Source organism: Chloroherpetonaceae bacterium (assembly GCA_033763895.1).
Lineage (GTDB): Bacteria > Bacteroidota > Chlorobiia > Chlorobiales > Thermochlorobacteraceae > JANRJQ01.
Genome location: JANRJQ010000010.1, coordinates 678,554 through 693,359 on the forward strand (window position 1 = coordinate 678,554; position 14,806 = coordinate 693,359).

Sequence of the window (14,806 nt, forward strand, 5' to 3'; positions counted from 1 at the left end):
ATGGAAAGAACAGCCTTAATCACAGGCGGTGCCGGATTTTTGGGTCAAGCTGTTGTTCGCTCTTTTCTGAGATTAGGCTATCGCGTTATCATTACTATTCGTAAAGACGAGCAGCTAAATGTCAAGTCAATTGCAGAATTAAAAGAGGGTCATTTAAGGCTTCATACAGTTCGTGTAGATCTGACAAATGAAAATGAAACACAATCGGTTGTAAAAGATCTCATTCAAAAGTTTGGAAAAATTGATACAGCCGTTTTTTGTGTCGGTGGGTTTCAATTGGGAACTTTTTTAGAAAGCGACATTAATGCTATTGAATCAATGATTCAGTTGAATTTTTTTACAGCCTATAATGTCGCCCGACCTGTGTTTAACGAAATGCTTGGAGCTGAATTCGGAAGAATTGTCTTGATTGGTGCGAAACCGGCCTTAGAGCCTAAATCCGGAAACTTTGCCTTTGGATATTCGCTTTCAAAATCTTTGATAGTGAAATTTGCCGATCTCTTGAATGCCGAGGGAGAATCTAAAAATGTGATCACATCGGTTATTGTGCCAAGTATTCTCGATACACCCGTCAATCGAGAGTCGATGCCTGATGCAGACTATTCAAAGTGGGTAACACCAGAAGAAGTCGCTGAGGTGATTGCAATAACAGTTTCAGATAAGTCTTTTGCCCTTAGGGATCCTGTGATTAAGGTCTATGGAAAATCATAACATTTAGATGGCGGCTTTGGTCGCCATTTTTTTCTAACCAATAAATTTTAGGATGAACTTAAAAGAAAGAGTGACAGAAGACCTGAAAAACGCAATGAAACAAGGCGATAAGGTCAAAGTTGAAACCCTTCGTTTTATTAAAAAGGAACTCTTGGAAAAAGAAACCGTTCAGAAGCGAACCGTACAAGGAGAGTTAACCCCAGAAGAGGAAATCGAGGCTTTAGTTGCGATGGTTAAGCGGCGTAAAGATTCCATCGAACAATTTAAGAATTCCGGCAGAGCAGATTTAGCTGAATCTGAATTAAAAGAATTGGTGATTGTTGAATCGTATCTTCCCACGCAAATGACAGAAGATGAAGTAAAAACTTATTTATTGGATGTAATTGCAAAAATGGGTGTAACCTCTCAGAAGGAAGCCGGAAAAGTAATGGGTTTTGCGATGAAAGAACTGAAAGGGAAAACAGAAGGAACGATCGTTCAAAAAATTCTTAAGGAATTGCTTCCTGCTGTTTAATTGGGATAGAAATGAAAATCTATTCAACCCGATTATGCCTTTCTTCCATTTCTATTGAAGACGCAGAAGATATTTATAACGAAATCGTTTTTTCAAGAATTGAACTTCAACCGTGGCTTCCTTGGGTTACAGATAGTTTTTCACTTGAAGACGAAAAAAGGTTCATTCAGGAATCCAATCAAAAGATGTTTGAAAACGAATCGTTTACGTTTTCAATTCGCGAACGAACTACGAATCAACTCATTGGCACTATTGGAACACATCCAATTGAGTGGGGAAATCAAAGCACGGCCATTGGGTATTGGACATCGTCTCGTTTTACAAAAAAAGGGTATGCGACAGAATCCACTTTGCTTCTATTAGAATTCTTAATTTGTGAATTAAAACTCCATCGCGTTTCGGCTACTGCCGCTAAAAAAAATATTCCAAGCAATCGCGTCATTGAAAAGTTGGGATTCAGAGTCGAGGGAGAATTGCTTCAGGCTTATAAAGTAGGGAATTCGTGGCAAGATCTTGTAAGTTACGCCATTCTTGATTGGGAGTACAAAGGCAAAAGAAAAGAACTCAGAGAAACATTTCTCGTAGGTGAAGCCCCAAAAATCAAATTTGAAGATTTTTAAGAAACTCCAACAGCACGATTTTTCTCAACCCAATCTTGAATAAAAGTTACAATCTCAGACATTGAGGCACCGGGCGTAAAAACCCTCCCGATACCGATTTGATAAAGTTTTTCTGAATCCTCGTCAGGGATGATTCCGCCTCCCAAAAGCAAAACATCATTCAAACCCTCCTTTTTCATGAGTTCCATTATTTTGGGGAAAATGGTCATGTGAGCTCCCGAAAGAATGCTGATTCCAATGGCATCTACATCCTCCTGTAAAGCTGATTGAACAATCATTTCCGGCGTTTGTCTGAGTCCGGTATAAATAACTTCCATTCCGCGATCTCTTAAGGCGGAGGCAATTACTTTCGCTCCTCGGTCATGACCGTCTAACCCTGCTTTTGCGATTAAAACCCTGATTTTTCTTTTCATCATTTCTAAAGTTCTGCTAAAATCATTTTGCCATATTCAAGTTTCTTAAAAACCTCAGAAGCTTTTACACGGCGCTCTTTGTCAAAAATTTTAATCTCATCAAGCCCTTTATCAAAATTGACTGCCTTAAAATACCCAATAATACTCTGCCGTTCGTCACGAACCTGAATATAATCAGGAACAATCCCTTTACCTTTTGACTTCAGTAAAAATACCCTCATTTGTGAAGTTTGAAGTTGAATAAGAAAATTAAATTATTATACTTCGCTAACACATCAATACTAATAAACTCTAATTACCTCAATTAAGTTTTCGTCCATTCTCCGATTAATCGTAACCCTCTAAGAACGCCATTTTGAACCAAAATACTTTCATTAATAAACGGTTGCAAATTTATTGCATCTCCACCGGTGATAATAACTTTTGACCCTTTTCCCGTAATTCCCTGCAAATAAGATTGAATCATGTCAATTATTCCTTGAGTTTGTGCTTTGAACCCGTGATACAAACCGGCTTCTAAACAAGAACGCGTTGAATTCCCAATAATGGATGCCGGTTTTATAAACTCATAGGGCGGAAGTTGTGCCGTATTTTGAATGAGTGCCGACTTAACAGTCCCTATGCCGGGCAAAATCAACCCCCCTAAATAGGTGTTGAGATATGTAACAATATCGTAAGTAATTGCGGTTCCGGCATCAATACAAATGATATTTTCTCCCCCAAATTCAAGGTTGGCAAAAGAAACAAAAGCGATTCTATCGCTACCAAGTGTATGAGGCGTTTCGTAATAAATCTTAACTGGAAGATGTGTCTCTGAATTCACAAAACAAGGGCCTTTAAAAGATGGATTATCAAAAATGAAAGTTGAGATAAAATTCTTTATTACCTCGTTTAATGATGGAACCACAGAACTGACCCAAATTTCATTTTTCTCGGCACTCGATTTGATTAGGCTACTTAGAGAGGAAAAAAAATCGGATAATTCTTTGATTAGCTCTGGTGAATGTTCTTTGATTCGGGGCGTTGATAATTTCCTTAACAATACAGGTTCAAGAGAATGAGGCATGAAAAAAGAAAGGGAAATCGTCGTATTTCCTAAATCGATTGCAACGATATTTTTCTTAAAATCTCCAACTTTCTTAAGCATTTTGTTTAATTATTTCGATCAAATCCTTGAAAAATGAGATACTTTGAAGATATTTTGAAACCTTAACAAATTATTAAAGTATAGTTAAAAAAAATCTATTTGATATGAAAAAGCTCTTTCGTTCTAAATCTGAGAAGATGATTGCTGGTGTTTGTGGCGGTTTAGCGAGTTACTTTTCGCTTGACCCCACCTTGGTACGCATAGCATTAGTCGGGGTGACCCTATTAGGCGGGTCAGGGCTAATTTTTTATTTAGCGATGTGGATAATTGTTCCAATTGAGAGCGGATACCGGGAGGTTCAATGAAAAAGCTGTATCGAATTCGCGAAGGAAAAGTTCTTGCAGGTGTCTGTACCGGCTTGGGCGATTACTTCATGATAGACCCTGTATTAATCAGGGTTCTTTTCATTGTTTTTACTTTTACCGGTGGAGCGGGTTTTATTACTTACTTGATTTTATGGGTAGTAATGCCCGAACGCGATTTATTTCTAATGGATATTAAGCCGGTTGAAGGTCAAAAACCGATTTCAGAAGTGAAACAACCTTTCGATGCGGCTGAACTGAAAGAAAACTCAAATTTTATCTTTGGCGTCATTCTTGTCACGCTCGGAGCAATTTTCCTTGCCGATAATCTTCTTCCCTTTTTCAGCTTCAAAGACACGTGGCCATTTGTGCTTATCGTTGCCGGAGGATTGCTATTGTGGAACACACTAAGAAAAAAAGATTCAGCCAATGGAAATAATACCTCAGGAACTTAAGAACTAAAGTTAAAAGGAATGGTCAAATGAAAACAAGCAGCATTTTTTGGGGTGTCTTTCTAATTGTGATGGGGGCATTGTTTTTGCTCAACAACATTGGAATATTAACGCTTACGCTTGACTCCGTCAGGCAATTTTGGCCTTTGGTTTTAATATTGTTTGGGGTCTCTCTTCTTGTTGGAAATCAGGTAATTACCCGAGTAATGGCGGTTGTTAGTGCGATTATTGTTGGTCTGATTATTTGGTCTTTCTTACCCTTTGGAAAATCTTACCAATATTGGAGCAGCCGTTCAAAACCAATCAGCGTAACTGTTGAAAGCGAAGGGTTGAGTTCAAGTGAAGGATACACACAATCATTTACTGAAGGCTTTAATGACAGTATTTCATTTGCCACATTAAAACTGGATGTTGGTGCAGGTGAATTTGAAATTTGTGATACTACCCACGAGCTAATAGAGATGAATGTGGAAAGTACATTTGGAAAATATACACTCAAAAGAACCAGCAGCTCAGAGCGCGAATTTATTGATGTGCGAATGAAAGATGCGACAATTAAAATCAGTGATGTCGGAAGTAATAACGGTGAAAATAATTGCAAAATTCGTTTGAATCAAAAACCGGTTTGGGATATGGATATTGATGTTGGAGCTGCCGAAGCAAATTTTGATTTCAGCAGTTATAATGTCCGTAAAGTAAAGCTTGATGCGGGTGCGGCATCCATTCGGTTGAAACTTGGCAGTCTTGCAGAAAAAACCAATGTGATGATTAAAACCGGCGTTTCACACATTGAAATTGATGTTCCTGAAAATGTTGGCTGTGAAGTAATCTCCCGTTCAGGACTATCAAGTTTCAATCATGAATCGTTGATTGCCATCGGGAAGAGCACATATCGCTCACCAAACTTTGATGCATCACAAAAAAAAGTATTTATAACACTCGAAACAGGAATGTCAAATATTGAGTTAAATCGTTTTGGTGCGGAGGATGAACCCGAGCTCGCTCCTCCGGAGCCGCCATCACAACAGGAGCCGGTTTCAGTACCTGCTGCGCCAAAAGCACCCTAAATGATAAATCATAAACTTAAAAAACCCGGAAAATCCGGGTTTTTTCGTTATTGGGAATGAACGCTGTGATTGAAATGGTCGTTAGTAATTCGTGTTTAGACATCTTTTGAACGGCCTCTCGTTATTCTATGAATATTGCAGCATCAATCAAAAACGATACCTATCATAACTTACATGAACCGGGATCTTACGAATGGTGGTATTTTGATGCAATTGATGAGAAAACAGGGTTTTCTTTTGTTGTAATATGGTATTCTGGTTTTCCCTTTTCTCCTTATTACTTGAAACGATACCGTAATTGGAAGGATATGAATTCAGAGGTTATTCCAACACCTCTTGAACATGCAGGCTTCAGTTTTAATCTTTATGAAAACGGAAAAGAACTTGTAAACTTCATCAAAGAAGGTAATTCCCATCTCTTTCAAACTTCTACAGAAACACCGTTCGCAAAATTTGAAGACAGCCAATTTTCTTACAACGAGAAATTAAATCGTTACGAATTATCGATTTCATTTTTTATGCCTTCGAGAAGAAAGAAAATCAAAGCGGCTCTTTTTTTTGAGGTATTGCCTGTTGAGGGTTTGGAAAAGGTTGAAAAAGCCGCCGGTGGAGAAAAGGCGCATACTTGGGTACTCGCCGCGCTTTCCTCTAAAGTTACCGGCGAATTTGAATTTACAGAAGGGAATCAGGAAATGTTAATTCCTTTTAACGGTTCTGGTTATCATGATCACAATTACGGACGAGTCCCTATGGGTGAAGATATTTACAATTGGTATTGGGGGAGGGCACATTCGGAAAATAAGGATTTGGTTTATTATGTGATCTCTTACAAAGATGAAAACAAATCCCCTTTTGCAATCCTATTTCTGAAGGAAAAAGATCAAATTACAGATGTCTTTACAGGTCTTACGGTTGATTCTGAAAACTCGCAAAAAGGGTTTTTAATCCCAGAACATAGCCGTTCATTGACACTTTCAAATGATAGAGTAAAGTGCATGATAACCCACTCTCATGACCTTGAAACTGGCCCATTTTATCTCCGGTTCAACTCGATATTCTTACTCAAAATTAACAATCAATCGGTTTGGAGTTTACAAGGAATCTCAGAATTTCTTCACCCCGATAGAATCGATTCTGAACTTGTTCGGAATTTGATTAAAAGTAAAATTTGGCGGGAAGGGGAGAACTCATTGATGTACACGCTTTACAATTTTTTTAACAGTTGTTATGAAAGGTTACAACGATTTCATTGGTCTTTGAAGCCGTTTAGAACTAAAAATAAATTGAGTGTGTTACAAAATCGTCCTTAATTTTCTATTATTAGTTTTGTAGTTGATCATTTGTGCAGAAGTCATTAACAAAGTACTTAATTTTAACTTTAATCACATTCAGGAGGAAGAATGGCAGAGATAGTGAGAGGTCAATTTGATCGTTCAAAACGCCTCGAAACAATTACCGAGGGAGATGCCGAAAGAAGAAAATTGATTGATGAAACTCAAAAAGAAATTCAATCATCCGCAAGCGAACCGAAAAGCGAAGGTCGTAGGAATATTCTTGGCTATATCGTGGGTGCAATTGGAGGGCTATTTACTCTAACTTCTCTTTACCCCGTGATTCGGTTTGTCGTGCCACCTGAAAAAAAAGTTAAAAGTGTTTCTTCAGCAGTGGTAGGAAAAGAGACGGATGTTCCTCCGAACTCTGGAAAAATCTTCAAGTTTAATGATCAACCGGTATTTGTTCTCAATTCAAACGGAGAATTATCGGCAATGTCCGCCAAATGCACGCATTTAGGTTGCAATGTCCAGTGGCAGCCACAAGAAAAAGTTGTTTGGTGTGCATGTCATAATGCAAAGTACAATACCGATGGGACAAAGCTTTCAGGCCCACAACCGGCTGATCTTGCGAAGTTCGCTGTCAAAGTACAAGATGGTAATATTGTTCTCTCTAAAGTCTAATCTGTAAAATAATATGTCTGAAATAATTGCAAAGCTAAAAATCGGCGTTGCTGAAGTGCCCGACTGGGTTGTTGGAAGAATTGGCTCATTGAAGCCAGCGCTTGATTATTTGGGAAAAAAGACTGTTCCACAACATCGTGCCTCGATATGGTACTATTTTGGAGGTCTGACCCTTTTCTTTTTTATCGTACAAATCATCACCGGGCTTCTTTTGCTACTCTATTACAAACCTACTGAATCAGAAGCGTTTGAGTCATTCGTTTATATCCAAAAAGAAGTTCCGTTTGGTTGGCTTTTTAGACAAGTACACTCTTGGTCAGCAAATCTAATGGTACTCATGATGTTTATTCACATGTTTAGTGCTTACTTCATGAAAGCATACCGAAACCCTCGCGAATTAATGTGGCTTACCGGCTTTGTCCTTTGTTTATTAACACTTGGTCTCGGTTTTACCGGTTATTTGCTCCCTTGGAATGAACTCGCATTTTTTGCAACAAAAGTTGGTGTAGAAACGGCTTCTTACACTGGCCCGCCCGGACAATTTGCAGCTTCAATCTTAAAAGGTGGCGACGAAGTTACCGGCGAAACGCTTACAAGAATGTTCGGATTTCATGTGGTCCTATTGCCCGGTTTAACGTTATTAGTTCTCTCCGCCCATCTTATTTTGATGCAAACTCTTGGAACTTCAATTCCAATTGGGTATCAAGAAAGAGGGTTAGTTAAAGGTCATGAGCCATTTTTCCCCAATTTCCTATTGAAAGATTTCATTGGTTGGATGCTTGGCTTTGCACTGCTTATTTTCCTTGCAGTAATGTACCCGTGGGAAATTGGTGTGAAAGCTGATCCACTTGCCGTGACTCCGGTGAATATCAAGCCTGAATGGTATTTTTGGGCTCAGTTTCAACTTCTCAAACAAGTTCCGGGGATAGTCGCTATAGCGTTAATGAGTATCGCTATTCTTGCTTGGGCGTTGATTCCCTTTATCGATAGAAAAGCTTCTCGCGAAGAGAAAAGCCCTGCATTTACCATTTTTGGTGTCCTTACAATTGCATTTTTCTTGGTAGAGTGTTTTATTGTGTATTACGATTATTATCTCAAAGGCTCACATTAAAGAAACTGTTTGATTCTAAGCCCGAAGCAATTCGGGCTTTTTTTATTGACATGACTAAAATATTGTTTGTTTGCCTTGGCAATATTTGCCGCTCTCCCTCGGCTGAGGGCGTTTTCCGAAAGAAAGTGCAAAATCGGAGATTAGAGAATCGTTATGTAATCGATAGTGCCGGCACTGCCAATTATCATGAAGGCGAGATGGCTGACCCCAGAAGCATAAATCATGCGGCTCAGAGAGGGTATAATCTTTCTTCGCACCGAGCAAGACAAATCACACCAGAAGATTTTATGAACTTTGATTGGGTGATTGCAATGGATAAAAATAATTACGAAGGTTTGAAGGCAATCGCCCCTACCCATTTGAAGGGGAAGATTCATCTGATGTGCAGTTTTGTAAAAGACTGGAATCCATTACCCGTTTATCAAGAAATTCCTGATCCTTACTATGGGGGAAAGCAAGAATTTGAACTTGTTCTAGATTTATTAGAGGTTAGTACTGAAAAGTTATTAGACTATTTAGAAGGCAGCTAAGACAGTGTTTAGGTTTGGACAAATTCTAATCTTTCTGAAATTAAGTGTTAGGAAAAGAATAAGTGCTACATTGAAGCATGAAAAGAAATTCACCAAATACGTATTCTTCGTTCTTGCTTGCAATCTTATTCTTGATGTCAAGCCTCTGTGCAATACTTGATGACACAGGGTTTGATCATTCCATAAATCAATTCAAAAAGGTTGAGCGCTGTGAATTAACAAACTGCCCGGTTTGTGGAACGCTTTCTGCCTCATCAGAAAATAGTATTGTTTTCAAAGTAAATCAGGATGGAGAGTATCACTTTGACCCACTTTTCGCGAATACAAAGTACCATTCATTAGAACTTATAAATAATTCCCAATCTTTTCACTTTACTTCCAAACAGCCTTCTCTCAATAATCCACAATTTTCTATTCTAAGGGTATAGTGCATTGATTTTTTTGACTTTACAAACCAAAAAAATCTTACAATGCTCATTATTTATTTCTTCTTTCTACAATTTTTTATTCCTCAACCGCAGGAGGATTCGATATCGGTATCGCAAGCCGTATCGCAGGCGATTTCGCGAAGCTTATCATTAAAGCAGCAGACGGCATACTTAAAAGCAGGCTTTTATCAATCGCTTCAAGATGTCAGTCCCGATAAACCTACCGTATCATTTTATACAGAGGAAATGCTGAACGGGCCAAACGAGATTCAAAGTGTGAATCGTTGGCAGATTTCTCAAAAGTTTGAATTTCCGTTGGTATATCTCGCAAAAATCAATCGACTTGACCATCTTTCGAATGCAATGGATTATGAGTTGGAAGAAATGAAGGTGGGGTTAGCCTTTCAAGTCAGAGTTTTGTATTGGGAGGTAAAGTTAAGGGAGAGTTTGCTTCAAATTTCTCGTGAAGGTTTAGAAATGGCTGAGTCATTTCAGAAAAGTACAGAAAAGCTATTCGAATTTGGAGAAGTAAGCAAACTTCAGGCTCTGCGAGCAAAGATAGAGGTTGAGAAAGCCAAGAGTAAATTGTTTGATGCACAAAAGTCTTTGGAAAGCATTCAATTTCAGTTTTTAATTGTTGTAGGCGATTCCTTAAAAAAACAATTGACTGATAGTTTTCAAAATGCAATCCCGAACCTAAAGCTAACGGACCTTTTGAGATTTGGAGAAACTTTTCATCCAAAAAGTAAAAAGTTAGAATCGAAAAAACTCGCTGCTTCTGAATTAAAGTCGGCAGCGGTTTTCTCTCTTTTCCCTTCAATTTCATTTTCATATTTCAGTCAAAAATTTACGCCTTCCGATAATACGTCGCAGCGATTTGCTGGTGGCGAAGTATCCCTTTCATTTCCGCTTTGGGCTTGGCTTGGGGATAGAGGTTCGATAGGTGAAAAAAGTAATGTAGAAGATGCATTAAGGTACGAGTATGAGTATTGGAGAGAGATTCAGCAAAAACAAATTACTAGCTCATTTAAGCAGTATGAGATTAATCGAACTCAGCTTCTTGAAATGCAAAGCTTATTGATTCCGGCTTCGGAGGAAGGGTTTCGCTTGGCCATCAGTAAATATGAAAAGGGTGAAATTGGATACTTAGAGTTGCTCGATTCACGAAGTGTTGTGTTGGAATCGAAAGAGTTACTCGTGACTAAGCAATTTGAGGTAATGAAATCTTATGCAGAGTTATTGAAATCCATAGGAAAAATTGAGGAGGAGATCAATGAGAACAAGTAAAATAGCGGGGTTGATGCTCATCATTATCGCAACTTCATGCGGTAAAAATTCTGAGCAGAAGTTGGTTCGAGAGAGTAATGGCCGGGGAAAAAATGAAAGCAGTGCAATTACCGTGGTTTATCCGATTCATCAACAGAAAGTGAATCCAATAGAACTGAAATCAATCGAAAAGTTTATTCCCAGTTTTGAGATAACCATTCCTTGCGATCTTATTGCTGCTCCAAATCAAGAAGCAATGGTGGGTTCTCTTGTAAATGGTAGAGTGAAATCGGTAATGGTCAATGAAAATGATTTTGTAAGGGCAGGTCAAATTTTGGCATATATCGAAGGAGCTGAAATTGGGGAAGTTGTTGCTGAGTATTTGCAAAGAGCGGCAGAAATCAAGGTGGCAAAGATTGAAAAGGAGAGAAGCATTGCGTTGTTTAAGGAAAAAATTATCTCCGAAAAATTGTATTTGGAAAGTGAGAAAACCTTTGCGATTGCTGAAGCAAAAATGAAAGCGAGTAAAAGCAGATGTTTATCGATAGGCTTTACAGAAGAGGATTTGGAGGGGTTTGTTACTGACAAAACCAACACTGTATTTCACCTGCCGATTCGAAGCAAAATTACTGGACTTGTTGCAAAAAGAAATGCGGTTCTTGGTCAGGCGTTGGATAGCAAAGAAACACTTTTTCAGATAATCAATCTTTCAACATTAGTTGCAAAGGGATATGTCTATGAACCTGATTTTGGAAAAGTGAAAGTGGGTCAAGCGGTGAAAGTAAAATTAGGGGCTTATCATCAAGAAGATTTTAGTTCCTCGATAGATGCCATTGGAACGGTTGTTGATGAATCGATTCACGCGCTTCCTATTCGAGCAACAATTCGAAACCCAAACGCAAAGCTCAAGCCTGCAATGCACGGAGAGATGATCGTTTACGCAAAAGGAGAGCAGCCTGTACTTCAATTACCAAAAGAATGTTTAGGTATTGAAGGGAAAGAAAGTTTTTGTTTTCTGGCTTTAAATGATAGCACTTTTCAATATCAAAGAGTAAAAGTTATAGGCCAAAACGCTGAATTTGTATCGATCGAATCTGATATACAGGTTGGTGCGAAAGCAGTAAGTAAAGGAGTATTTCAGCTAAAAGCTGCAATGAAGTCTAAAGATATTCGGGAGGATGAATAATGCTTGAAAAAATTATTCGATTCTCGTTAACAGAAAGGCTAATGACTTCACTTATCATTCTTGCGCTGAGCGGATATGGCATTTACTCCCTTAACCATATTCCGATTGATTCGTTACCGGATGTGACGAATAATCAAGTACAGATAATCACACAGGTCAAGGGGCTTTCTCCTGAGGAGGTTGAAAAATTGGTCACTTTTCCACTTGAGATTAGTTTGAATGGAATGTTGAAAACAGAGGAGATTCGATCGGTATCAAAATTTGGTTTATCGGTTATCACGGTTGTTTTCAAGGATGAGGTTGATAAGTACTTTGCCCGACAAATGGTATCGGAGCGAATTCTTCATGCAAAATCACTCTTGCCTCCCGAAGCTGACCAACCGATAATGGGGCCTTTATCTTCTGCACTGGGTGAAATCTATCAATATGAGATAAAGGGCGAAGGTAAAACTTTGTATGAATTGAGAAGCATTCAAGATTACTTCATTAAACCGATTCTAAAAAATGTTGAGGGAGTAACCGAGGTCAATTCTTTTGGTGGTTATGTTTTGCAGTTTCAGATTGTTGTCAATCCCGCAAAGTTGAGATCTTATGGCGTGTCTTTAGATCAGGTTTTTAGGGCAGTTGAAAAGAACAATTCATTTATCTCAGGCAATTTTCTTGATCTCAATGATGAGCAATTTATTATTCGAGGTTTAGGTCAAACAAAATCTCTTCAAGAATTGGGTTTAATTGCTGTGGGTGAAAATCAGAATGTACCCATTTTGTTAAAAGACATTGCTGAAATAAAAAATGGTGAAGAACTAAGACAGGGCGCTGTGACCCGAGATTCAAGAGGAGAGGTTGTTACTGGAATTGTTATGATGAGAAGGGGTGAAAATTCGAGAGAAGTTATTGAAAGACTCCACAAAAAAGTACAAGAATTAAATCAGCAGTTGAAATTACAAGGGATCTTGGTAGAATCATTTTATGACCAAACGAATCTTGTCAGGCGAACCCTGAAAACGGTAATTACCAATTTAACCGAGGGTGGACTGTTGGTGGTTCTTGTTTTGGTTGCGTTGGTTGGGAATTTAAGAGCGGCACTTATTGTAGCCTCAGTGATACCGGTTTCAATGCTCTTTACATTTATTGGTATGAAATGGGCTGGGCTTTCTGCAAATCTGATGTCTCTTGGGGCAATAGACTTTGGGATGGTGGTTGATGGCTCGGTTGTCGTTATGGAAAATATCGTTCGAAAAGTGCATCACCACCCTAATGATGAAAGAAGACATATCATTTTTGAATCTGTGAAAGAAGTTGCTCGACCAATCTTTTTTGGGGTGCTGATTATCATCGCGGTTTATATCCCTATACTCTCTCTACAAGGAATGGAAGGAAAACTATTCTCTCCAATGGCGTATGCAGTTGGGTTTGCTGTTTTTGGGTCGTTATTTCTTGCACTTACCTACATCCCACTTCTTTCAAGCATTTTTTTGAATGGAAAAGTAAGTGAATTCAGAAATAAAGCACTCGAATCTGTTACAGCTTTTTATGGAATGAGTTTGAAAAAGGTATTTCAGTTTCACAAAGCAACACTCGCCGCTGCGTTGTTGCTATTGGCTTTTTCAATCTTTTTACTTTCAAGAATGGGTGGGGAGTTCATTCCTGAATTAGACGAAGGTAATTTACTTCTTGAAATAAAGCGTCTTCCTTCAATCTCACTAAAAGAAAGTGTTGCTCAAGCCGCTCGATTGGAAACAATCATAAAAGAATTCCCTGAAGTGAAAACGGTTGTTAGCAAAACCGGTAGGCCAGATATAGCCACTGATTTTATGGGTGTTCATGAAACAGACATGTTTGTGATTTTACATCCAATGGAGGAATGGAAATCAAAGTTCAGTAAGGCTCAGCTTGTAGAGGCAATTTCAACGAGAATAGAGCCATACTCAGGAGGAATGTATATCAATTTTTCCCAACCGATTCAAATGCGTGTTAATGAACTGATTTCGGGTGCGAAAGGGGATATTGCGATAAAGATTTTTGGAGAAGATTTCGAAAAACTCAAACAAATTTCTTTTCAAATCGAATCTCTTGCAAAAACAATACAAGGAACTGAGAACATCCTCATCGAACAAGTTTCGGGGCAACCTTATATGAATATTACATTCAATCGAGATGAAATGGCACGCTTTGGTGTAACGATTGAAGAACTCCAACGGCTTATTGAAACAGGCGTTGCAGGAAAGAGTGCAACGGAAGTTATTGATGGCCCAAAACGCATTGGCGTATTCGTAAGATTGACTGAGAATGCTCGAAATAGTTCAGAAACCATTGGAAACATAATGGTTCCACTTGGAAAGGAAGGGAAATCGCTCCCGCTGAAGCAATTTGTGAATTTCCAATTCATTGAAGGCCCGGCACAAATAAGTCATGAAACCGCAATGCGCCGGATGATGCTGGAGATCAATCTCAAAGACCGTGATATTGTCAGTTATGTGGCTGAATTGGAAAAAAAGATTGCTGAGAATGTTCCTTTAGAGACAGGCTATTTTATTTCTTATGGAGGACAATTTGAAAATCAGGCACGGGCAACCTCGCGGCTTATGATTGTCGTACCCCTTTCAATACTCTTAATCATGATTTTACTCTACTTTAACTTTAAGAATTTAGGGTATGTTTTTTTGGTTCTTGCAAATCTTCCTTTTGCAATCATAGGGGGTGTTTTTGCTTTATGGATTAGGTCATATCCCATCTCGGTTACAGCAATAATTGGATTTATCGCTTTATTTGGTGTCGCGGTTCTAAACGGAGTGGTTTTGGTTTCTTACCTGATACAAAAAAATGAACATCGCGATGAACCGTTAGATCGGGTAATTATCAATGCTTGTAAAGTAAGGTTGAGACCTGTATTAACCACTGCCCTTGTTGCAAGTTTAGGGTTTATACCGATGGCGGTTTCAAATGGTGCAGGGGCGGAAGTTCAAAAGCCTTTGGCGACCGTTGTTATTGGCGGATTAATCAGTTCAACGCTATTAACACTCTATGTTCTTCCAATCTTTTACCGATGGTATGAAAACAAAAAAGGTTCTGCCAATTCACCGGAGCTTACATTGGAATGAATA

17 protein-coding genes are annotated in these 14,806 nt (G+C 38.6%); 14 read left to right on the forward strand and 3 right to left on the reverse strand.

Features of this window, described 5'->3' with window-relative positions:
• From SFU91_11005 to SFU91_11015, 3 genes are read left to right on the forward strand one after another with little or no spacing between them, the layout of a single operon-like run.
• On the forward strand, positions 1–711 hold the full coding sequence (locus SFU91_11005) for an SDR family NAD(P)-dependent oxidoreductase (GenBank protein ID MDX2129550.1): 711 nt from the start codon (positions 1–3) through the stop codon (positions 709–711).
• A gap of 52 nt (positions 712–763) precedes the next feature.
• Positions 764–1,225: a GatB/YqeY domain-containing protein gene (locus tag SFU91_11010; GenBank protein MDX2129551.1), complete on the forward strand. Its 462-nt coding sequence runs from the start codon at positions 764–766 to the stop codon at positions 1,223–1,225.
• Between the two features lie 11 nt (positions 1,226–1,236).
• Positions 1,237–1,845 (forward strand): GNAT family N-acetyltransferase, encoded by a 609-nt coding sequence (locus SFU91_11015; protein ID MDX2129552.1) that lies wholly within the window; start codon positions 1,237–1,239, stop codon positions 1,843–1,845.
• Here SFU91_11015 and SFU91_11020 read toward each other — a convergent pair.
• From SFU91_11020 to SFU91_11030, 3 genes are all read right to left on the reverse strand, one after another.
• Positions 1,842–2,261 (reverse strand): cobalamin B12-binding domain-containing protein, encoded by a 420-nt coding sequence (locus SFU91_11020; GenBank protein ID MDX2129553.1) that lies wholly within the window; start codon positions 2,259–2,261, stop codon positions 1,842–1,844. The genes SFU91_11015 and SFU91_11020 overlap by 4 nt on opposite strands.
• Before the next feature lie 2 nt (positions 2,262–2,263).
• A complete protein-coding gene (locus SFU91_11025) occupies positions 2,264–2,479 on the reverse strand; it encodes a hypothetical protein (GenBank protein MDX2129554.1) in 216 nt (71 codons plus the stop codon).
• An 83-nt stretch (positions 2,480–2,562) separates the two neighbouring features.
• Entirely contained in the window at positions 2,563–3,405 is an 843-nt protein-coding gene (locus SFU91_11030; protein MDX2129555.1) for a type III pantothenate kinase, read from the reverse strand.
• A 104-nt stretch (positions 3,406–3,509) separates the two neighbouring features.
• Here SFU91_11030 and SFU91_11035 point away from each other — a divergent pair, with 104 nt between their 5' ends.
• The 11 genes from SFU91_11035 to SFU91_11085 all read left to right on the forward strand — a co-directional run bounded on the left by SFU91_11035 (position 3,510) and on the right by SFU91_11085 (position 14,803).
• A complete protein-coding gene (locus SFU91_11035; GenBank protein MDX2129556.1) occupies positions 3,510–3,710 on the forward strand; it encodes a PspC domain-containing protein in 201 nt (66 codons plus the stop codon).
• Positions 3,707–4,162: a PspC domain-containing protein gene (locus tag SFU91_11040; protein MDX2129557.1), complete on the forward strand. Its 456-nt coding sequence runs from the start codon at positions 3,707–3,709 to the stop codon at positions 4,160–4,162. The genes SFU91_11035 and SFU91_11040 overlap by 4 nt, the downstream gene beginning before the upstream one ends.
• A 26-nt stretch (positions 4,163–4,188) precedes the next feature.
• Positions 4,189–5,226: a DUF5668 domain-containing protein gene (locus SFU91_11045; protein ID MDX2129558.1), complete on the forward strand. Its 1,038-nt coding sequence runs from the start codon at positions 4,189–4,191 to the stop codon at positions 5,224–5,226.
• Between the two features lie 128 nt (positions 5,227–5,354).
• Positions 5,355–6,536, forward strand: coding sequence for a carotenoid 1,2-hydratase (locus tag SFU91_11050; GenBank protein ID MDX2129559.1), 1,182 nt, complete (start codon positions 5,355–5,357; stop codon positions 6,534–6,536).
• 90 nt (positions 6,537–6,626) lie between these two features.
• A complete protein-coding gene (locus SFU91_11055) occupies positions 6,627–7,181 on the forward strand; it encodes a Rieske (2Fe-2S) protein (GenBank protein MDX2129560.1) in 555 nt (184 codons plus the stop codon).
• Positions 7,182–7,194: 13 nt separating this feature from the next.
• On the forward strand, positions 7,195–8,292 hold the full coding sequence (locus tag SFU91_11060; GenBank protein MDX2129561.1) for a cytochrome bc complex cytochrome b subunit: 1,098 nt from the start codon (positions 7,195–7,197) through the stop codon (positions 8,290–8,292).
• 50 nt (positions 8,293–8,342) lie between these two features.
• The gene (locus tag SFU91_11065) at positions 8,343–8,822 is read left to right on the forward strand and encodes a low molecular weight protein-tyrosine-phosphatase (protein MDX2129562.1); all 480 of its coding nucleotides are present in this window, start codon (positions 8,343–8,345) and stop codon (positions 8,820–8,822) included.
• 134 nt (positions 8,823–8,956) lie between these two features.
• Positions 8,957–9,250 (forward strand): hypothetical protein, encoded by a 294-nt coding sequence (locus SFU91_11070; protein ID MDX2129563.1) that lies wholly within the window; start codon positions 8,957–8,959, stop codon positions 9,248–9,250.
• 42 nt (positions 9,251–9,292) lie between these two features.
• On the forward strand, positions 9,293–10,537 hold the full coding sequence (locus SFU91_11075) for a TolC family protein (GenBank protein ID MDX2129564.1): 1,245 nt from the start codon (positions 9,293–9,295) through the stop codon (positions 10,535–10,537).
• Entirely contained in the window at positions 10,524–11,702 is a 1,179-nt protein-coding gene (locus SFU91_11080) for an efflux RND transporter periplasmic adaptor subunit (protein MDX2129565.1), read from the forward strand. The genes SFU91_11075 and SFU91_11080 overlap by 14 nt, the downstream gene beginning before the upstream one ends.
• Positions 11,702–14,803 (forward strand): CusA/CzcA family heavy metal efflux RND transporter, encoded by a 3,102-nt coding sequence (locus SFU91_11085; protein MDX2129566.1) that lies wholly within the window; start codon positions 11,702–11,704, stop codon positions 14,801–14,803. Before SFU91_11080 ends, SFU91_11085 begins: the two co-directional genes overlap by 1 nt.
• Positions 14,804–14,806 lie beyond the last annotated feature (3 nt).